Source organism: Alkalihalobacillus alcalophilus ATCC 27647 = CGMCC 1.3604 (genome assembly GCF_000292245.2).
Lineage (GTDB): Bacteria > Bacillota > Bacilli > Bacillales > Bacillaceae_D > Alkalihalobacillus > Alkalihalobacillus alcalophilus.
The window spans coordinates 14,663-35,379 of the sequence record NZ_ALPT02000017.1 but is presented as its reverse complement, the minus strand read 5'-3'; the positions used below and the strand labels follow the sequence as shown (position 1 = coordinate 35,379).

Here is a 20,717-nt window from a genome sequence, read left to right as displayed (position 1 = left end):
AATTTTTGCTTCTAAACATTAAATAAAATGCATACACTTAATTAAATTCAGCCAAGCCAAATTTCTTATCCAAAAGGAAAGGAGTTTGGCTTTTGTTTTTTGAATATAGATGTGTAATATGGGTACTTTCAGTTAGAAAGATAGATAAACAAAGCTAGCGGTATAAATTCTAGTAAAAACCGTTTATGATAGAAAGAGATAAAAGTTAAAAAATATAGACGTATTTTGTTATGGGAGAGAGAATGTTGGACAAACAATCAAAGAGACCGTTAATATTATTTGCTATTATGCTGGCGATGTTTGTGTCAGCAGTTGAAGCAACGATCGTCGCAACCGTTATGCCAGGGATTGTTGTGGATTTAGGGGGGTTCTCCCTATTTAGTTGGGTATTTTCTGCGTATTTGCTTATGCAAGTGATGACAATACCGATTTATGGGAAACTTGCCGATATGTATGGAAGGAAAAGAATATTTGCTATTGGAATGTTTTTCTTTTTATTAGGTTCCTTATTATGCGGTTTTTCCACCTCAATGGAAATGCTTATTATTAGTCGCTTAATACAGGGAATTGGAGCAGGTGCTGTTCAGCCAATGGCGACGACGATTGTTGGTGATATTTATACAAAAGAAGAACGTGCGAACATTCAAGGTTATTTATCAAGCGTTTGGGGAATTTCTGCGGTAGCTGGACCGATTATTGGAGCGACAATCGTTACATATTTACACTGGTCTTGGGTATTTTGGGTAAACATTCCACTTGGTATTTTAGCGGTCGTGATTATCCTCATTTATTTAAAAGAACCCGTTAGTCAATCGAAAAAACAGATTGATTATGGAGGAGCCATTTTGTTATTATTAGCGATTGCTCCAGCAATGATCCTATTTATTCAAACAGGAACAAGCTGGTATTGGACAGATGCTATCTTTTGGTTACTATTGCTTTTATCTTGTAGTAGCTTTTATTTGTTTTTGAAGCAGGAAAAAAGAGCTGCAGAACCAATTATGACGCTGTCGTTATGGAAAGAAAAAGGGGTGCGAATCGCTAATATTGCTTCATTTACAGCTGGAGCCATTTTACTCGCGATTTCAAGTTTTTTACCGACTTTTGTACAAGGGTCATTGTTCGCTACACCATTAGTTGCCGGGTTAACGTTAACCGTTATATCGATTGGCTGGCCACTTTCGGCAATGATTGCTGGAAGAATGATGCTAAAGACGGGGTTTCGTACGACCGCTGTCATTGGAGGAGTTAGTCTTGTCGTCGGCTCCATTTGTTATGTTCTATTAAATGTTCTTCCATTTGCTCTTATCGCGGCTTTCGGCTCGTTTTTTATTGGAGTCGGGATGGGATTTATGACAACGACATTTATCGTTTCGATTCAATCAACGGTACCTTGGAATATTAGAGGAGAAGCGACGTCGCTTAATTTGTTTATGCGTCAATTAGGAGGAAGTGTAGGAGTTGCTTTTCTTGGCGGCATCCTTAACTATCGTATTAAACAATCACTAGAAGAACATCACGAGCAATTAAGTTTTGAACCGTCGCTTGATGCAGTAAGTGCTTTGTTAGAAGGAGAACAATTGGCAGCTCTTTCCTCATTGGAGCAGTCGATTTTACAAAATGGTTTATCATCTGGATACCAATGGCTATTTATGATGTTAGTCATGTTGGCGATTGTGAGTTTAGTTTTTGTTCTTGCCTTACCAAAAGGTAAACCGAATCAAGAAAAAGCAGTGAAATAATCGAAGAAATTCATTTCAAGTTAGTAAACCAAAGAGGTAAAGGTTAATTGTCGCTACAGAAATAACATTAAGGACTATCCCAAAGGTAAATCCTTTGTGTGATAGTTCTTTTTTTGTTGAGAAGAGTGTTTCGGTTATAAGGAGTGAGTGATAGGTAATGAAAACTGCGTGGTGCTGGGATTACGGTGCGAAAAAGTGGTGATAGGTAATGAAAACCGCGTGGTGCTGGGATTACGGTGCGAAAAAGTGGTGATAAGTAATGAAAACCGCGTGATGCTGGGATTACGGTGCGAAAAAGTAGTGATAAGTAATGAAAACCGCGTGGCACTGGGATTACGGTGCGAAAAACCGATTATAAGTAATGGAAACTCCGTGACGCTTGAATAACGGTACGAATAACAAGTGATAGGTAATGAAAATCAAGGAAAGTTAGAATTATGTTACGAATAACCGCGTAATTGATATTCACAGCATATAATAAAACCTCCCCAAAATATCATCAGATGTTTTGGAGAGGTTCATTTGTATGGCGAGTTATAGTATGAAACATAATCTTATTGTTAAAGCATTGGCTTAGCGTGTTAAGTCTAAAAAGTGCTTTAAGATTTTCGCTGTTAAGCCCCAAATAACATAATCTTTATAAAAATAAAAGTACTCTGTATGTGTTTGAGTTCGATTTACATAAGCGTCTTTGTCGGCAATTTTTTCGAAGGGGAACCGACTGTCAGGAACCATCTTCATTGTGAGTTCATATGATTGAGCTTGATAGGAATAGAGGTAATCTAAAGGAATTGTAAAAATGTGGTCCACTTCTTCTTTGTTTAAATGAAGGGTAGTTAAAGAATTTAATTGTGCAACAAATGGGTAAATAATACCGCGGTTTGGACTAACAATATAATCTAGTGAAGAAATCATTTTAATTTCTGAAGGTGGGATGCCAATCTCTTCTTTTAGTTCTCTAAGGGCCGCTTCTTCATTTGTTTGATCAGTGGCATCTATTCTCCCACCAGGAAAACAAATCTCTCCAGGTTGGCTATTTAAAGTCAGTGCTCTTACTTCGAAAAGGACTGAAATCCCTTCCTTTGTTTGGACTAATGGAAGAAGAACTGCTGAATGTTTGCTCGTATCATGACCAAGCATATTCGCTTTACGTGAATGTAATTTTTTTATAATCGTATTTATGTTTGTCTTTGACAATCAGAAAACCCCTTTTAAAAATCTTTTATTTCTTTTCGGTAAAATGGTATTCCAAGATTATTGCCATCATATCATCTATTGTAAAGGAAAAGAAAAGAGCAATCATCATCAAATCATAAAAAGTAGGAAAAATTATTTAGGTATTATTGTTATTTAAAACCCTCATCAAAAAAGACTACTCAAAGGCAAGTTTTCCTTTTAAGATAGTCTCTGTTTTTTACAATATTAATGAGAAGAGGGTTTTGTCTCAACTCTCCTTTCTTACATCCTGATAAGAGAAATAAACCAACTTAACGATTGGTTAAACATTCTCTGTAAGAAGATGTTACAAACAAGCTGTTTCTTTCCTATTAATAATGTACATTATTAATAGGAAAGGTCAACGACCTAGCTTCCAAAATGTTCTCTCTACTCTCCCCATTGGAGCGGTTCGAATCGTCGAATCGCTCACTTTTTTGTTAAGTTATGTACAAGGTTTATTAAAATTAATATAACAAACTTAACAATTCTTCTTCTGTCAACGCACCAAAATAATGAGTGATGTCTATATTATGAAGTGCTTCTTTTAAAGCTACGGTTTCGTGGTTTACACCGATCAGTTTTTGTTCTAACTCTTTAATATCTCCCACACCGAAAAAGTCACCGTAAATTTTGCAATCCACAATTTTTCCTTTTTTAACGTTTAAACGGATATCAATGGTTCCAACTGAAAAACGTTTAGAACGTTGCAAATCAAATGCTGGAGATTTTCCATAATTCCAATCCCAGTTCCGGTAACGTTCTGCCGAAAGTTGATCAATGCCTTTCCAATCTTCTTCGGTCAACTCAACTTTCGGTATTTCTTCAGAGTCTGCAAAAATCGATTTTAATAAAACAGCTTTTAATTCATCGACTGTCATTGGCTGTTCGAGAAACTCTACAATGTTAGCGACGCGGCTACGAATCGATTTTATCCCTTTTGAACGGATTTTTTCATCTTTTACTTTTAAAGCAGAAACGACATTTTCGATTTCAGAAGATAACATTAAAGTCCCGTGACTGAACATCCGGCCCTTTGTTGAAAATTGAGCATTTCCAGAGATTTTTCTTTCACCAACTTGTATATCATTTCGTCCACTTAATTCTGCGTGAACACCTAAATCATTTAAAGCCTTTACGACTGGTTCAGTGAATTTTTTGAAGTTATGAAAAGACTCCCCATCATCCTTTGTAATAAAACTAAAGTTTAAGTTTCCTAAGTCATGGTAAACAGCACCACCACCTGATAAACGACGAACAACATGTAGGTTATGATCTTTTACATAATCTAAATTAATTTCTTCAATCGTATTTTGATTTTTTCCAATAATAATTGAAGGTTCATTAACATAAAAAAGTAAATAAGAATGCTCTGGATCTAAATTTTTTAATGCATATTCTTCAATCGCAAGGTTAATTCTTGGATCGGTTATGTTTTGATTATCAATAAATTTCATCATCGTGTAGACCTCCTAGTTTTTCTTATTTTAGTATAATCATAATTGTGGGACGAGTCGAGTTATTGGTTTGGGCAAATGAAATGCATTCTTCTAAAAAAGTGAGGTAGTTAGTTGGGCATAAAGAAGTTCCTTATGCATAACGTAGGATCAAAGGATAAAACCGCATGAATTATCAGTTAATTCCGCTTGTAAATTATCTAAAGTTCGCTACAATTAGTAAGAAGTAAGCATATTATATAAGAGGATAGAATTATGAAAGTGAATGAGGGGAATAAGTATGGATGGGAATGTTCGAAGGATAGAGACAGAAATGTTAGAGCTTATAGAGAAGCTTGTTAATACAGACAGTGGTTCTTATTATAAAAAAGGTATTGACCAAGTCGGGAAAATTCTTTGTCATTATTTTCAAGAGCTTGGTTATAAAATCAAAACGGTTCCACAAGAGGAGTATGGGAATCATTATGTGATTCAGCACCCAGAAGTAAGTGCGCCGGAAATCTTATTAGTTGCTCATATGGATACGGTTTTTGAAACAGGAACCGCTGCTTTAAGACCTTTTCAAATAAAAGGGACAAGAGCGTATGGTCCAGGTGTTATCGACATGAAGGCGAGTCTTGTAACCGTTATTTATGCACTTAAGCAATTAAAAAGAGCAAATAACCAAGCGTACAAGCATGTGAAGATTATTTTAAATAGTGATGAAGAAATAGGTTCCCCAAGCTCGAGAGCATTAATTGAGAGTGAGGCGGCAAAAGGAATTCAATACGCTCTTGTGATGGAGCCCGCTCGCAAAGATGGATCAATCGTAACAGGAAGAAAAGGAAATGGTCACTATATTATCGAGATCAAAGGGAAGGCTGCACACTCTGGGATTGAGCCTGAAAAGGGGCGGAGTGCGATTCAGGAATTAGCTTTTAAAATTGTCAAACTCCATGCGTTAAATGACCATGAACACGGAATTTCAGTAAATGTGGGGATGATTGAAGGTGGGGACGCGATAAATACAATTTCAGCACGAGCTGTTGGTCATATAGATGTACGAGTAGCAACAGTGGAGCAAATTGAAGAAGTGGCCCATAAAATTGAAGAGGTTTGTTCTGTTTCGGATGTAGTTGGTACCAAGATTGATTTAAGTGGTAATATTAGCCGACCCCCGATGATAAAAAATAAACAGATTACCGAGCTTTTTGAAATTGTAAAAGAGGTAGGAAAAGAATTAAATATGGAAATAAAAGATACAAAAACAGGTGGTGGTTCCGATGCCTCATTTACTGCGGCCATGGGAATTCCAACGATTGATGGACTTGGCCCAATAGGTGGGAATGCCCATAGCGAAAAAGAGTATCTAGAGATTCCTTCTTTAATGGAAAGAACCGAGCTCCTTGTGAAGTTAATTCACCGTCTTGTAGATGAAAAATTGAACAAAAGAAAGGATTCATATATTGCAAAGAGTAGCTAGTCTACTCTTTTTTGATGAAATTTGATGGAGCAGTTGACAAAAAAAGAAAAAGGAGTTAGAATGTAATTAACTGAATGACATTCATTCATAAAGGCGGTGAGTTCAATTGGAGAAGCGAGACTTAATTATCGAGGCTTCTATACAAGTGTTTACAGAAAAGGGAATTGAAAAAACGAAAATATCGGATATTGCCAAAGCGGCAAGTATTGGGCAAGGAACTTTTTATCTTTACTTCCCTTCTAAATTAGCGGTTATGCCAGCGATTGCTGAAGTGATGGTAGCTAAAATTGAAGCAGGTTTAAAAACATTGCAGCTTCAAGGAAGTTTATCTCAACAGTTAACTCAAATCATAGATGTATTTTTTGAGATTACAAAACAAAATAAAGAAACTTTTACACTCATTTATGCAGGCTTGACTCAGACACAACATGTACAAGAGTGGGAAAATATGTATGAGCCCATCTATAGTTGGTTTCATCACTTCTTAGAAAGAGTAATAGAAACAAAAACAATAAAAATCGAACATTTATCAAAAATGCTTGTCGGATTAATTGAATCAACAGCAGAGCAAGTCTATTTATATGATAAAGAAGAACGAGAAAACGAATTAGAACGAAAAAGATCACTCGTTTTATTTTTAGAAGCAGGCATAACCAAACATTCCTAATTAGTAGGGATGTTTTTAATTGGTATTTAGGTGAATGAAATTCAGTCACATTGAATAATAAGGAGAAAAGAAAAATGAATAAAGCTTGGATTTATGTTATTTTAACATGTTTATTTGAATTATTTTGGGTGTATGGATTTAATGTTGCAAGCACTTGGTGGCATTGGGGGTTAATTGTAACGATTATATTAATCGATTTTCACTTTTTAGCGAAAGCATGTGAAAGTTTGCCGACAGGAACGGTCTATGCGATTTTTGCTGCAGCAGGTACAGTCGGAACTGCTTTGATGGATGTTTATCTATTTAATGGAGCACTCAATCTTGCTAAAGTCTTTTTTATTGGGTTACTAGTACTTGGTGTTATCACTTTGAAATTAGCAGATAATCAACCAACAGAAAATGAAGAAAAAGGAGTTGCTTAATCATGGGTTGGATTCTCGTATTATTTGCCGCATTTTTTGAGGTCGTTGGGGTCATTGGTTTAAAGAAGTATAGTCAGAAGAAAAACTTGTTGAACATTTTCTTGTTTTTAGGAGGTTTTGGTTTCTCATTCGTTCTTCTCTATATGTCTTTTAACTATTTGCAAATTAGTGTTGCTTATGCTGTATGGATTGGCTTAGGAACCGCTGCTGCCGTCCTCATTAACATGATTTTCTTTAACGAATCAAAAAGTGTTGCCCGGATTGTCAGCTTGATCATTATTGTTATAGGTGTGACAGGATTAAAGGCGGTCTCGTAAATAATTGACCGATTCGTGCTGCATTTACGTATAATATCAATATTTTTTTGAAACCTCAGAGGTCGTGAAAGCCTCTGAGGTTTTTTCTTAGGTGAAGTTAAATTACGCCTTGGGAAATCATCGCGTCGGCTACCTTTTTAAATCCGGCAATATTGGCTCCAACAACAAGGTTTCCGGGAGCGTTAAATTCTCTGGCCGCTTCGACACTACTTCTATAAATGTTTTTCATGATTTCTTGTAATTTTGTATCGACTTCTTCAAAGCTCCAAGAAAGTCTCATACTATTTTGAGCCATTTCTAATGCAGAGACAGCCACTCCTCCTGCGTTCACGGCTTTAGCTGGTCCAAAGAGTACTTTGTTTTCATGGAATACATCAATGGCTTGTAACGTCGAAGGCATATTCGCACCTTCTCCAACAGCCAAGACGCCATTGGATACTAAAAGGTTGGCAGCTATTTCATCGATTTCATTTTGAGTGGCACAAGGTAGAGCAATATCGCAAGGAATCGACCAAATATTTGAGCATCCAGGATAATATTGAGCGTGGGGATGTTCTGTCACATATTCACTTATTCTCTTACCTTCTACTTCTTTTAACCTTTTAACCGTAGCAAGGTCAATCCCTTGCTCATCAAAAACGTAGCCACTTGAATCACTACATGCGACAACTTTAGCTCCAAGCTGTTGAGCTTTTTCGATCGCATAAATCGAAACATTACCTGAACCTGATACGACTACTGTTCGATCAGCAAAGCTTAGTCCGATATCTTGTAACATTTCTTCAACGAAATAGACAGTTCCATAACCAGTTGCCTCTGTTCTACCTAGACTACCGCCATAGGTTAAGCCTTTACCTGTTAGGACCCCAGCTTCAAAATGACCACGGATTTTTTTATATTGACCAAACATATAACCAATTTCCCTAGCACCGACCCCAATATCTCCAGCAGGAACATCAACATCAGGACCAATATATTTAGAGAGTTCACTCATGAAGCTTTGAGTAAAACGCATAATCTCTTGGTCAGACTTTCCTTTTGGATCAAAATCTGAACCACCTTTGCCACCGCCGATAGGCAAGCCTGTTAAGGAATTTTTAAACATTTGTTCAAATCCAAGAAATTTAATAATACTTGCATTTACAGATGGGTGGAACCGGATCCCACCTTTGTACGGGCCAATGGCACTATTAAACTGAACCCGGAAGCCACGATTCACTTGGATGGTGCCATGATCATCTATCCAAGGAACTTGAAAGCTGATTAAGCGCTCAGGTTCTGCCATTCTTTCAAGAATACCGTGTCTAATGTATTTTGGATTCTTGGCAAGAACAGGAACTAAAGAATCAAAAACTTCTTTAACAGCCTGATGAAATTCATTTTCATTTGGATTTCGTTTTTTGACTAACTCATAAACGTCCGCGACGTAACTTTTAGCGATTTCTGTTTCCGTATGCTGATGCTCTATTAAAATTGACATGATTACCCCCAAGCTCAAAAATGATATTAGATAGCCCTAGTTCAAATAACTGACTTTTCTTATTATTTGTTAGATTTTCTATTATGGTATATCTTATTATTTATAACCAATCTGAACAATATAGAAAATAGATAAATATCATGCCAAAATGAGATGGATAATAAGAGTGGAGTGGTGTAAAAAATGGAGTTTAGACAAATAAAATATTTTATGGAAGTGGCAAAACGGGAGCATGTAACAGAGGCAGCAGATGCTTTACATGTTGCCCAATCAGCGGTTAGTCGACAAATAGCTAATTTAGAATCAGAACTAGGTGTCGATTTATTTATAAGAAAAGGAAGAAGAGTTAAGCTAACACCCATTGGAAAAATGTTCTTTGATCGGATGAAACAAGCTATGAATGTTATTGATAACGCTCGGCTGGAAGTGAAAGAGTATTTAGATCCTGAACAAGGAACGATCCGAATTGCCTTTCCAATCAGTATGGCAGCCTATACACTTCCAAGTGTGATCGTGGCTTTTCGTAAACGCTATCCCAATGTTAAGTTCCAGCTTAAACAAGCTGTTTATCACGAGCTTATTGAAGGTGTCATTGATGGTGATTTTAATATGGCCTTAATTGGTCCTGTCCCAAATAAGCATAGAAAAGTAAAAAGTCAAATTCTCTTTACAGAAAATGTTGTGGCATTATTACCTGTCAATCATCTATTAGCTAATAAGCAAACATTAACGTTAAACGAGCTGCAAGAAGAGTCGTTTATTTTATTACCAAAAGGCTTTATTTTGAGAGATCTTGTAGTGCAAGCTTGTCATGATTCAGGCTTTAAGCCACAAGTATCATTTGAGGGCGATGATATTGATGCATTAAAAGGATTAGTATCAGCAGGCTTAGGTATTACATTAATACCGGAAATAACATTAGTTGATAATTTACCTCATGCGACCATCAAAATCCCTATTAGTGAACCGGTTATTACTCGAACTGTCGGAATTCTTGTCTCTAATGAACGACAATTACTTCCAGCCGAAAAATTATTTTATGAATTTCTAACAGACTTTTTTCAAGAAAAAAATGTATAAAGCCGAAGCTTCTATCTAACAAAAAAACAATAAATGACTCAGTTCAGCTTCTTTTTCTAACTAGTTTAGAAAGAGAAGTGCTGGACTTGCATCTGTCTATTTTCCAGAGGACTATTGTTTCTAAAACTCTTGACAACTAAATTTTTTGCTTGGGCTTCTCGGATAGGTGCACAGCGTAAGCCTCTCCTTTTAATTTGAACTATATGTTAAAACTTCCTCAATATCAACCCTTTTTTAAAGCGTTTTCATAAAAAGAGGGTTGTTCTTATGCTTTCCTAATACATATCAAAACGATATTGATTCCATCTTTTATTCATATTGATAAGATTGATTTTCGAATTTACAATACAACATAATAACAATATTTTTAAAGGAGTTAATGGGAGAATAAAAGGCGAAAAGAGAAAATAAGTCTTTAATAGTGCTATTGCGTTGATAATAATTAGAATATTCAAAAAATGAAAGGGTAGAGGTGCTAGGAATGAATAGGAAATGGACAGAATGGCAAAAACAGATCATCCATGAAGAGTATGTGGAACCTGCATTAGACGAAGAAAGATTAAAGAGAAAAATAGAAGAAATCAACAAAAAGTATGATACTTATCGTGTTACCGGCAAAGTTAAAATGACTAATTAGTGAATGCTGTAAAGATATTCAGTTTTTTTCTTAGTTTACATTCAAAAAAATTACTTGTACAGACACGACCAAGCCCATATCGACATACACTTATAGTATTGAGATAATGGAGGTGAGTCTGTGTCAGCGATATTAGCAGCTGTTTCTTATTTTATAAAAGAAGTTATCGTTTTTGTTTCTTACGTGAAAAATAACGCTTTTCCACAGCCATTAAAAAAGGAAGAGGAAAAGAAATACCTTGCTTTAATGCAGCAGGGAGATGAGGAAGCTAGGAATAAATTGATTGAGCACAATTTACGACTGGTGGCACATATTGTTAAAAAGTTTGAAAATACGCGTGAAGATACCGAGGATCTAATCTCCATTGGGACGATCGGTTTAATAAAGGCGATTGAAAGTTTCTCAGAAGGCAAAGGGACAAAGCTTGCTACCTATGCGGCACGTTGTATTGAAAATGAAATACTCATGCATTTGAGAGCACTAAAAAAGGTGAAAAAAGATGTTTCTTTGCATGACCCAATTGGAACGGATAAAGAAGGCAATGAAATTAGTTTGATTGATGTGCTGCAAGAAGAGGCCGATGATATTGTTGATGTCATTCAAACAAAAATGGAGAAAAAGCAAATTTATGAATACATTCACGTCCTTGATGCCCGTGAAAAAGAAGTGATTGTCGGTCGCTTTGGACTTGACCTAGAAGAAGAACGGACTCAAAGAGAAATTGCTAAAGACTTAGGAATTTCCAGAAGCTATGTCTCTCGTATCGAAAAAAGAGCGTTGATGAAGCTGTTTCATGAATTTTATAAACAAAGCCAAGGCAAAGGAAATAGTGGAGCCTCATAAGTGGAAAGCAGTCGTTTAGATCGGCTGCTTTTTTGTTGTTAAAAAAGTCAATTACTTAATATCAATCATGATTCGGTTTATCCAAACATACTATTTAACGGCAGATTTTTTTCACTTGGGAGGAAACCGATGAAAAGAGAAAGGGAATTTCATATTAAAGGTTTGGCTGCATTGTTGACGATACCAGAAGTCGATAGAGCAAAACATCCATTAGTCATTATGATTCATGGAAGTGGACCATTAGATCGGGATGGAAATGCAACATGGCAGAAGCTGAATGTTTTTAATCATTTGAGTGATGAGCTAGTGGAAAACGGGTATGCAACGTTGAGGTATGATAAACGTGGTATCGGTAAAAGTGATGGCAATTACTATCAAACAGGCTTGTATGATCTGATTGAAGATGCCATAACGATCGTCCAATTTGCGAAAAAGCAAAAAGAAATAGACTTAGCTAAAATTATTTTACTTGGACATAGTGAAGGATGTATGATTGCTCCTGCTGTCTACACGCGAGAACGGGTGTCAGGGTTAATTTTGTTAGCGGGATTAACGGAATCTTTAGAAGAGGCGATGGCTTGGCAAAGAAAACAAATGACAAATGAACTTGAAGAAATGAAAGGGATTCAAGGAAAGGTCGTTCGCTTCCTAAAAGTAGCGAAAAAGCTAGAGTCTAATAATGAGCATTTAGCAAAGAAACTAAAAACATCAGAAGAAGATGTTATTCGATTTAAAGGGAGAAAAGTCCAGGCAAAATGGTTAAGAGAGCATCTGGATTTTGATGTCAAAAAAGCATTGCAGCAAGTTCAGTGTCCAGTTTTAGCGATTACTGGAACAAAGGATGTTCAAGTAAAGCCAGAGCAAATACAAGAGGTGGCAGCACTTGTACAAGGCGAGTGTGAGACCCATCTTATCAATCATTTAACACATATGTTAAGAAAGACATCAAAAGAATATAAAATGAACGTCATATTAAAAGATTATAAAAAGCAAGTGAAAAAGCCGATAGACCCTGAATTAGTTGATAAGGTGAATAGTTGGCTAAAGCGTTATTTTTCACATCAATAGAGAATGTGAACAACTCATCTCGAGTTAGGTGGGTTGTTTTAGTTTGAGGATTTTTAGTTAGTCCTTTTCTATTTAGAGGACAGGCCTGGAGTGAGAGAATGGTTTGAACATCACAATCAAATGAAAAAAGGTAACTAAATCGATAAAACGATAATAAGAGCTCCGTCGTCCAATGTTTAGTAAAGTATCATTGGAAATGAGGGAAAATTATGTATTTGATCATGGATCTTATTGTCGTTTTTATTTATTTTGTTTTACCAACGCTCTTATTATTTTCTTTTTTTTATTGGCTTTGGTTTAAAAAATATCGCTCAAAGATGAACTCATTTTCTTTTATAAAAGAGGCTAGTAAATACTTGCTCGCTATTTATTTTGTCTATATCGCGTATTTTTGTTGGTTTAGTTATGGGGTTCCAAGCGAATCGTTAAAGTATAATTTGATTCCATTTCATACGATTTGGACTTATGTAAAAGAAATTCAAATTGGCACGATTCGAGGTGTTGCAATTTGGAATTTACTTGGAAATATCCTCTTATCAGTTCCGTTTGGTTTTTTAGTGAAGTTGATTTTTAGTAAAACGACGTTTAAAAGTGTTCTATTAGGCAGTTTCATCTTTTCTATTGTTATCGAATTCGGCCAATTTGTCCTATATTTTACTCACATTTCGAATCGAACTGTTGACATTGATGATGTTATTTTGAACTCATTAGGAGGTATATTGGGATATTATCTAGGAAATGTTATCTTGCCATATGCAGACGGAATAAAAAATAGATTAACACAGAGGCAAGAATGTAAATGAGGGTGAAAGTCAGAAGGAAAGTAAAAAGAAAGTAAAAAGAAAGTAAAAAAAAGTAAAAAGAAAGTAAAAAGAAAGGCAGTTAGCTTCAGACTTGTTCTCAAAAAACTCAGTCAGCCCCTCTAAATTTCCCTTCTAAATCTCTATCAACAGCGCTCTAAAAATATCTTTTAAATTCTTTTTTTACGTTTTTTCATTCAAAAAAGGGACATGATAATGAAATGGTTTCTCGAAAAAGCTTTATATGACGATACAATTTGTAACTTTTTCCTAATGGAAACTTTTTTCTTATGTAAAATAAGTTTTCAAGTACAAAAAAAGGTTGCTATAGACCCACATGGATACCGCTTGCTATGATATTTGATAGTAAGTGAGGAGGTTTATTTTGGATGGAAGAGGAACGTTATAAAGATTTAAAAAAGGGCGAGCGTGGGGCTATTATTAGCATCATTGCTTATCTCATTTTAGCGATATTAAAATTAGGTGTCGGTTTATATGCTGGTTCAGCTGCATTAAAAGCAGATGGTTTAAATAATGCGACAGACATTGTGGTTTCCATTGCTGTTCTAGTCGGTTTAAGAATGTCACAAAAGCCGCCTGATCATGATCATCCGTACGGTCATTGGAAAGCTGAAACTGTGGCATCATTAGTGGCCTCTTTTATTATTATGGTTGTCGGGATTCAAGTGCTGATTGGAGCCATTCCAGCCTTATTTGCACCGAATCAAGAAGCTCCTGATTTAATTGCAGCGTGGGTCGGTGGTTTTAGTTTTGTCGTAATGCTTTTTGTTTACCGTTATAATCGTAACCTTGGGAAGAAGATAAAATCACAAGCCGTTACAGCTGCTTCTAAAGATAATTTATCCGATGCTCTTGTCAGTATTGGGGCAACAATTGGTATAATCGGAGCTCAATTTGGGTTTATTTGGTTAGACCCATTGATTGCGGTTCTGGTTGGTTTTGTCATTTGCAAAACTGCATGGGATATTTTTAAGGATGCAACTCATTATTTAACGGATGGGTTCGAAAAAAGCGAGCTTGATGAATGCCGGAGAACAGCCTTAATGGTTGATGATGTCGAGGCGGTCAAAGAAGTAAAGGCGAGGTATTATGGCAATAGCTCTGTTGTTGATATTGTCATTGAAGTGAATGGCAATCTAGATGTACGTGATGCTCATGAAATATCAGATAAAGTGGAAGAAATTATTAAAGAAAAGCATCGGGCGATTGATGTGAATGTCCATGTAGAACCTGACAAATAATGAAAAAAGTCCCCAAAAGGTTTTAAATTTAAACCAAAAGGAGGACTTTTTTAATTAACGGAAACCGACCTGTTCGTCTTGGTCATCCCACCATTCGCCTTGTTTGCTTTTTTTATGCTCCTTTTTCATACCTTGAATGATTTCATCGAGATGAAGTGTTTGCTTCTGATGCCATTCTAAAGCAGCACTGACGAAAAGCTCTTTAATTTGGGCAAAAGAAAACCCTTTTGTTTTCGCTGATAATTGAGAAATTTCATCTTCTTCTAAGAAGTGGTTGAAGCCGAGTTGATGAATAAATTGATTTCTCATTTTTCCATTTGGCAAACTAATTTCATATGATCTGTCAAAGCGACCAGCTCGGTTCATTAGACCAGGGTCAATTTTTTCTGGATAATTCGTTGTACCAATTAAGAAAATCCCTTCTTTGGAAGTAGCTCCGTCTAACGTATTTAGAAAAAAGGAACGGACTCCAACAGGCAGGGAGTCAATGTCTTCAATGACAAGAATCATTGGCGATAATCGACTAGCCGAACTAAAAACAGTGGAAATGGAATCACTATTTGTATATTCAGTAATTTGCCAATAAGCGACAGGAGCTTTAATTGTATTGGCAATCGCTTTTACTAAGGAAGTTTTTCCATTACCAGGTGGTCCATAGAGGAGGATCCCTCTTTTATAAGGGATGTTATACATTTTAAAGAAACTGCGATCTTCATCAAAAAACTGATCAAGAGCGGCATAAATATCTTCTTTAATTTTCGGCTCTAAGACAACATCATCCCGTGATATTTCTTGGTTAATCGGTTGGTGCTCTTGGTTAAAACCATGCATCGTATCAGTGAAAACTAATACCTCATTTTGGCTTTTTAACCAAAGTCGCTCATTAATTGAACGTAAGAAATTCATTAACGCCTCATCGTTTTTAGCGAGGACACAATTATAGCTCATAATATTCGCATTTTCATCAAACGCAGGGATTCTCGCAAAAGCAACCCCAGCTTTTGTATAGGCGTAAACATGGTTATGAACCGAATGGATGACTTTAAATTGTGGGGTCTCTCCTTCACGGTCATATTCATAAGTTTTCGCTTCGAGTTTTTCAAATATTTGGGCAACATGATCGATCTCATCACTATTTTCTTTTACATCTTCTTCTAATATCGTCCAAAGTTCATAAAAAGAATTGTCCGTGCTATAAATAGTAAATGCGTAACCATATTTTTCAAATAAAACATCTTGAAGTCTTGATACGATACGAGCAAAAGCAGGGTATCCAGTTACTTCATTATTTTCATTTGATTTAGCTTGATAAATATAAGGCAATGACAAGTGATTTCCCACTTTCTTTTTTAGATGATCTTACCACAATATTCAGAATTTGTAATGTATCAAAAAAGGTTGCCCTATTAAGAGCAACCCAATTTTACCTTCTTATTTACAATCATCCTCATCTTCTTTAAGAGGCTCTGTTTGAGGGGTGACTGATTTAATTTCAATGTACTGAATTTGCCTACCGTTGCTTTCATGAACAATAAATGAATATCCAGCAAATTCAATCGTCGAGCCCACCGTTGGGTCTAACTTATTTGTTAAGAACCAACCACCAATTGTATCAACTTCTTCATGTTCAATCGTTGTATCTAAAAGGGTATTAATATCGGCTAATAGAAGCTTCCCGTTTACGATAAAGTGACCATCACTGATTTGACGAACATCAGATATTTCATCTTCATCAAATTCATCGCGAATTTCCCCAACGATTTCTTCGAGAATATCTTCAACAGTTACAAGGCCTGAGGTTCCACCATATTCGTCAAAAAGAATGGCGATATGAATGCGCTCTTTTTGCATCTTTACTAATAAATCATGAATATGAATGGTTTCAATTACGTGAATGATTGGATTCACAAAGTCATTGATATCAATGGCATCATCTTGAATATCCATACGATTTGTTAAAAATTCCTTTACGTTTAAAAAACCAATAATATGATCTTTATCTTCATTTGTAACAGGGTATCGTGTATAACGACCATTTTTAATAATATTTAATACTTTATCGATAGAATCATGAATAGAAATGCTTGTAATTTCAGTTCGTGGTACCATAATTTCTTTGGCGACTCTTTCGTCAAATTCAAAAATATTATTTACGTATTTGAATTCATTTTTGTTAATTTCACCACTATTAAAACTCTCTGTCATTAATTGACGAAGTTCTTCCTCAGAGTGGGCCATTTCATGTTCTGATGCTGGTTTTAAACCGAATAAACCAACAAGGATACGAGCAGCACCATTTAGAACCCAAATGAATGGATATAATAAGCGGTAGAACCAAATAATTGGTTTGGCACACCATAATGCAACGGCTTCAGCTTTTTGGATCGCAACTGTTTTAGGAGCAAGCTCACCGACAACAACGTGAATGAACGTAACAATTAAGAAGGCAACGGCAACAATTAAAATATGACGAGAAGCTTCCGGAACCCCAATCCAGTCAAATAGTGGCGATAAAATGACTTCAAAAGTCGGCTCCCCGATCCACCCTAAACCTAGAGCTGTTACTGTAATCCCGAGTTGACATGCAGATAAGTATTCATCTAAATGCGATGTGACATGCTTAGCGGCAATCGCCCTTTTATTACCTTCAGCAACGAGCTGATCGATTTTGGTTGAGCGTACTTTAACGATCGAGAACTCAGTTGCTACAAAAAATGCAGTTAAAACAATTAAAATAACAAAAAGAATTAAATTCAGACTGGTCAATATGTGGTCCTACGTAAAAGGTAAGACCTACACCTCCTTAAGATTCTCCATAATGATTATTTTTTTCTACAGCTATCGTTTTATACGATGATCCCTTACTTTATTTAACAAGCGTGATTAACGATTGAATTAAGGAAAAGCTTTCTTTAGAAATATTCTGTTTGATTTCTTGTTGATTCAAGGAATCCAATTTCCCCAAAACCTCAGAAACGTCGTGTTCAAGATTTTGAATCTTTAGTCTGAGTTCATGAATATCGACTTCCTCAGAGAATTTTTCAAAGATGCCTTTTTTTATCAACTCTAAAGACATGCCTTTCGCTTTGCAGTCTTCAATATAATGCAGTCGTTCTAACTGTGACTCGTCATAATAACGATAATTAGAAGAAGAACGTTCTACTTTTAACAGACCTAAATTTGTATAATAATCAATCGTACGTTTTGTTACACCCGACTTATCCGCTAACTCACCAATTTTGAATTTCGTATCCCCAACAAGAAAACCCCCTAACTATAACGTGATGGTTTAATAAGACTATTATACTGCTTTTCTGCTGAAATGCAATTGATATTTTAGAAGAGACATAATGGCTTTATGGCCGGTTATTTTCAATGACTGATTATCGTTTTACAATAGATGAGGAAGAGATTCAAGTGATCTGCTTGGAATAAAAATCTTTTTAGAAAAGTATGCAACTTTTTTATAGGAAATTGCCTCTATAAAGTAGAGCTCAATAAAGGAGGGGAGAGCAATTTGAGGCTAATTAATCGATTGAGAGATAAAGAAGAGGCTGCATTAAAAGAGCTCATGATTGAATATGGCGATTATTTATTACGAACCGCCTATTTGTTTGTGAAAGACAGGCAAGTAGCAGAGGAAGCGGTTCAAGATACATTTGTTATCGCTTATGAAAAAATCGATCAGTTACAAGATCCAACCAAATTAAAAAGCTGGCTCGTCTCCATTGTCTATAATAACTGTCGTTCCCATTTCCGTAAGTCAAAATTTAATAATGTGGCTTATTTTTTTGAACAAATCAAACAAATAAAATCGACACAATTATCAGAGTATCCCGAAGAAAGTTTATTGCAAAATGCTCAAAATCAACAACTAACAGCCGCGATCGGAAAGCTTGGCATCAAATATCGAGAAGTTATTGTTCTATATTATTTTAATGAATTAAAAATAGCTCAGATTGCCGAGTTAATTCAAACGAAGGAAAATACGATAAAAGCTAGACTCAAAAGAGGAAGAGCCCTTTTAAAAGAGATTTTATTAAAGGAGGAGTTTTGGGATGACGGACGAGAAAAAGCGATTAAGGAAACAAATGGATCATGAAATGGCGTCAATACGCTTTACGAGTTATCAAGCTGTCACGATCCGAACACATCCGAAGTCATGGAAAAATAGATGGACTTCCTTTATGAATAAGGAGATTGAGATTTCTTTAGTTATGGTAATGGCTGTGGCGATTGTATTTGTAGGGACTATATTTGCACAAGGTCTTTTCTATGAACAGGAAAGTTTTGAAAATATAGAGGGAAGTTCATTTCAAAAAATAGGTGAAAATTATTATACAAAGGAACAATTAGAAAGGATAGGCTTACTAAATGAAAATTAAAGTAAAAATAAAACACTTAGCCTTTTCTCTATTTGTGATTGCACTAATTCCAATTGTTGCTTTCGTTATAATTCCTCAGGTGAAATTATTACAATTTGAGCGAGCTGTATCAACTGGAGCTGAAATTGGTTCAGAACAATTAGTTGAACTCCTTGAAAGCTCCATTACTGAAACCCAGAAAAGGAGCCTCATTGAGGACTATATTTTAGCACGTCTTTCTGAAAATAATTATGATGTGATGATTGGCCCGAGCTTTAGTCATTCAAATGGCTCTCCTTTTTATTTTAGTCAAAGCGAAATGGAAAGGATTTTAGAGCAATATGTGAAGGAAGGAAACATCGATTCTGAATGGGCACAGGCAACAAAAGAGCTTGCTTCTTATTACGCGGCCGAGGAGGAGTTCGATAAAGCGGAAGGAGCCGTTACGGTATCAGGGCGAGTCACTCGTTCCGATGGTCAAGCACTGGAAAACATAGAAGTGTACCTAAGGGAACAATCAATGGTAAATCAGAGTGTTAGTCATTCTGAAAAATCAATAAGGACAAATGAAAAGGGAGAGTTTGTATTTAAGGGAGTAGAGGAAGGGAATTATCAACTCTTTATTGGATTGCGATTTGAACATTTAAATGGATGGACTTGGGCTGTTGATGCGGATGATTGGATTACTGTAACAGATAGTCATTCGGTTGAGTATGATGTCGTTTTAACTCCTTTAATTGATTTGCAACATCCAATAAATGATGACGTCATAACCGATCAAGAAGTTTTGTTTGAATGGGAAGAGGTGGAAGGAGCGGCCTATTATCAATTATCATTCGGTTATCAAACGGATAATGGCTCATTGTTATCAGGTCGGTTGGATCGCTTTGTCGATAACAAAGCCTTAATTCCAGTCGAAGAATTATATTCTTATCAGTTAGGCCTTTTATTTAATCCGACTGAAGAACGAGAAATCGTCCATTATCATGATCTACCTTTTGAAGTGGATAAGGACATTGAAACTCAATCGTTGCTTGGCTTAGCGAATCCGAATCAGCGCCTGCTTTGGGCAGTTGATGCCTACGATCAACATAATCGAAGAATTTCAACAAGTGGGGGACTTGGAGTCAATGCAAGCACGGCAGGTTTCTTTTATTTGCAGGAGCGTGAATTAACGGAAGCTGATCGATTATTACTTGACGGTGAAATCGCTCAAGCGTATCGTCTATATGAGCAACATTACGAGCAGACCGAAGATATTCATAGTTTGAATATGCTGATTAAAATCCTTGTGGCGTTTGAGGAAGTGGATCGTTCCTATTTTTATATGGAAGAGTTAACTAGAAAATTCTCATATGATGAATATTTACCTTTTTTATTAGGGCATTATTATTCTGAACAGAACTGGGAGTTATATGAAGAAATATATGAGAGGTTTAAAGTGCATAATGGAGGCGAGTTGGATCCACATATGCTGACAGAACATGCACAGTATTTATTAGTTAATGGAAAATATAATGAAGCACTTGCGGTAATGTATGAAGTGATGGATGGAGATCGTACGCATATTGATGTCGGTTTATTATTAGCATTAGAACTCTATCTTGGGGCAAATATCGATGAAGTTGTCGAGTTAGCTAACCAATACCCTGTCAGAGCTAGTGGCTATCAACCAGTGAACTGGGGTGCGATGATTAACGGTTTATCTGAAAATCAAATCGAGTTTAATACGATCGTGGAGAAGTTGGAGTTCTTATTTGCAGGTGAAAAAAATGAATTAGAGGATTGGATGGAAACAACAGAAGACGAAGCTTTACAACTATTTATCCAACATTTGCAACAAGAGTATGTTTTTGAGTAAAAGTGCCCGGTGACTCCTGTGCGAATAGTGAAATACGGGA

At 36.0% G+C, this 20,717-nt stretch carries 21 protein-coding genes; 15 read left to right on the top strand and 6 right to left on the bottom strand.

Features of this window, described 5'->3' with window-relative positions; all coding sequences use genetic code 11:
* The first annotated feature begins 242 nt into the window (after window positions 1-242).
* Window positions 243-1,742, top strand: coding sequence for an MDR family MFS transporter (locus tag BALCAV_RS06480; protein ID WP_052044347.1), 1,500 nt, complete (start codon window positions 243-245; stop codon window positions 1,740-1,742).
* 147 nt (window positions 1,743-1,889) lie between these two features.
* Window positions 1,890-2,129, top strand: a complete 240-nt coding sequence (locus BALCAV_RS22000; protein WP_152563035.1) for a hypothetical protein — start codon at window positions 1,890-1,892, stop codon at window positions 2,127-2,129.
* 186 nt (window positions 2,130-2,315) lie between these two features.
* Here the strand turns inward: BALCAV_RS22000 and BALCAV_RS06475 are convergent, their stop codons facing one another.
* Together BALCAV_RS06475 and BALCAV_RS06470 are read right to left on the bottom strand one after the other, a co-directional pair.
* Window positions 2,316-2,939, bottom strand: a complete 624-nt coding sequence (locus tag BALCAV_RS06475; RefSeq protein ID WP_003324008.1) for an NUDIX hydrolase — start codon at window positions 2,937-2,939, stop codon at window positions 2,316-2,318.
* Between the two features lie 485 nt (window positions 2,940-3,424).
* Window positions 3,425-4,414 carry a lipoate--protein ligase gene (locus BALCAV_RS06470; protein WP_003322792.1) on the bottom strand — a complete coding sequence of 330 codons (990 nt, stop codon included), beginning with the start codon at window positions 4,412-4,414 and terminating at the stop codon, window positions 3,425-3,427.
* 280 nt (window positions 4,415-4,694) lie between these two features.
* Here BALCAV_RS06470 and BALCAV_RS06465 point away from each other — a divergent pair, with 280 nt between their 5' ends.
* The 4 genes from BALCAV_RS06465 (at window position 4,695) to BALCAV_RS06450 (ending at window position 7,282) form a co-directional block, all read left to right on the top strand.
* On the top strand, window positions 4,695-5,876 hold the full coding sequence (locus BALCAV_RS06465; protein WP_003322793.1) for a M20 family metallopeptidase: 1,182 nt from the start codon (window positions 4,695-4,697) through the stop codon (window positions 5,874-5,876).
* 106 nt (window positions 5,877-5,982) lie between these two features.
* Window positions 5,983-6,543: a TetR family transcriptional regulator gene (locus BALCAV_RS06460; RefSeq protein WP_003322794.1), complete on the top strand. Its 561-nt coding sequence runs from the start codon at window positions 5,983-5,985 to the stop codon at window positions 6,541-6,543.
* Window positions 6,544-6,617: 74 nt separating this feature from the next.
* Window positions 6,618-6,965 (top strand): DMT family transporter, encoded by a 348-nt coding sequence (locus BALCAV_RS06455; protein WP_003322796.1) that lies wholly within the window; start codon window positions 6,618-6,620, stop codon window positions 6,963-6,965.
* Between the two features lie 2 nt (window positions 6,966-6,967).
* Complete coding sequence (locus BALCAV_RS06450; protein ID WP_003322797.1) at window positions 6,968-7,282, top strand: DMT family transporter; 315 nt, start codon at window positions 6,968-6,970, stop codon at window positions 7,280-7,282.
* A 97-nt stretch (window positions 7,283-7,379) separates the two neighbouring features.
* On the opposite strand, the gene gdhA is transcribed toward BALCAV_RS06450, so the two are convergent.
* The gene (gene gdhA / locus BALCAV_RS06445) at window positions 7,380-8,762 is read right to left on the bottom strand and encodes an NADP-specific glutamate dehydrogenase (RefSeq protein WP_003322798.1); all 1,383 of its coding nucleotides are present in this window, start codon (window positions 8,760-8,762) and stop codon (window positions 7,380-7,382) included.
* A gap of 183 nt (window positions 8,763-8,945) precedes the next feature.
* On the opposite strand from gdhA, the gene BALCAV_RS06440 reads away from it, so the two are divergent.
* The 6 genes from BALCAV_RS06440 (at window position 8,946) to BALCAV_RS06420 (ending at window position 14,452) form a co-directional block, all read left to right on the top strand.
* Complete coding sequence (locus BALCAV_RS06440) at window positions 8,946-9,842, top strand: LysR family transcriptional regulator (RefSeq protein WP_003322799.1); 897 nt, start codon at window positions 8,946-8,948, stop codon at window positions 9,840-9,842.
* 481 nt (window positions 9,843-10,323) lie between these two features.
* Window positions 10,324-10,479: a peptidoglycan binding domain-containing protein gene (locus BALCAV_RS21995; protein ID WP_136446019.1), complete on the top strand. Its 156-nt coding sequence runs from the start codon at window positions 10,324-10,326 to the stop codon at window positions 10,477-10,479.
* A 120-nt stretch (window positions 10,480-10,599) separates the two neighbouring features.
* Complete coding sequence (gene sigK / locus BALCAV_RS06435; protein WP_003322800.1) at window positions 10,600-11,322, top strand: RNA polymerase sporulation sigma factor SigK; 723 nt, start codon at window positions 10,600-10,602, stop codon at window positions 11,320-11,322.
* Between the two features lie 129 nt (window positions 11,323-11,451).
* Window positions 11,452-12,390: an alpha/beta hydrolase family protein gene (locus BALCAV_RS06430; protein WP_003322801.1), complete on the top strand. Its 939-nt coding sequence runs from the start codon at window positions 11,452-11,454 to the stop codon at window positions 12,388-12,390.
* A gap of 209 nt (window positions 12,391-12,599) precedes the next feature.
* Window positions 12,600-13,193, top strand: coding sequence for a VanZ family protein (locus BALCAV_RS21105; protein ID WP_003322802.1), 594 nt, complete (start codon window positions 12,600-12,602; stop codon window positions 13,191-13,193).
* Window positions 13,194-13,579: 386 nt separating this feature from the next.
* Window positions 13,580-14,452: a cation diffusion facilitator family transporter gene (locus tag BALCAV_RS06420; RefSeq protein ID WP_003322803.1), complete on the top strand. Its 873-nt coding sequence runs from the start codon at window positions 13,580-13,582 to the stop codon at window positions 14,450-14,452.
* A gap of 54 nt (window positions 14,453-14,506) precedes the next feature.
* On the opposite strand, the gene BALCAV_RS06415 is transcribed toward BALCAV_RS06420, so the two are convergent.
* The 3 genes from BALCAV_RS06415 to BALCAV_RS23225 all read right to left on the bottom strand — a co-directional run bounded on the left by BALCAV_RS06415 (window position 14,507) and on the right by BALCAV_RS23225 (window position 17,648).
* Window positions 14,507-15,781, bottom strand: a complete 1,275-nt coding sequence (locus tag BALCAV_RS06415; protein ID WP_003322804.1) for an ATP-binding protein — start codon at window positions 15,779-15,781, stop codon at window positions 14,507-14,509.
* Window positions 15,782-15,883: 102 nt separating this feature from the next.
* Window positions 15,884-17,218, bottom strand: coding sequence for a hemolysin family protein (locus BALCAV_RS06410; RefSeq protein ID WP_003322805.1), 1,335 nt, complete (start codon window positions 17,216-17,218; stop codon window positions 15,884-15,886).
* Window positions 17,219-17,318: 100 nt separating this feature from the next.
* Window positions 17,319-17,648, bottom strand: a complete 330-nt coding sequence (locus BALCAV_RS23225; RefSeq protein ID WP_040323737.1) for a MerR family transcriptional regulator — start codon at window positions 17,646-17,648, stop codon at window positions 17,319-17,321.
* Window positions 17,649-17,969: 321 nt separating this feature from the next.
* On the opposite strand from BALCAV_RS23225, the gene BALCAV_RS06400 reads away from it, so the two are divergent.
* Genes BALCAV_RS06400 through BALCAV_RS06390 form a run of 3 tightly spaced genes read left to right on the top strand, consistent with a single transcriptional unit; the run spans window position 17,970 to window position 20,677 of the window.
* The gene (locus tag BALCAV_RS06400; protein WP_003322808.1) at window positions 17,970-18,554 is read left to right on the top strand and encodes an RNA polymerase sigma factor; all 585 of its coding nucleotides are present in this window, start codon (window positions 17,970-17,972) and stop codon (window positions 18,552-18,554) included.
* Window positions 18,511-18,837, top strand: a complete 327-nt coding sequence (locus BALCAV_RS06395) for a hypothetical protein (protein ID WP_003322809.1) — start codon at window positions 18,511-18,513, stop codon at window positions 18,835-18,837. Before BALCAV_RS06400 ends, BALCAV_RS06395 begins: the two co-directional genes overlap by 44 nt.
* Window positions 18,827-20,677 (top strand): carboxypeptidase-like regulatory domain-containing protein, encoded by a 1,851-nt coding sequence (locus BALCAV_RS06390; protein ID WP_003322810.1) that lies wholly within the window; start codon window positions 18,827-18,829, stop codon window positions 20,675-20,677. Before BALCAV_RS06395 ends, BALCAV_RS06390 begins: the two co-directional genes overlap by 11 nt.
* The last annotated feature ends 40 nt before the right edge of the window (window positions 20,678-20,717 follow it).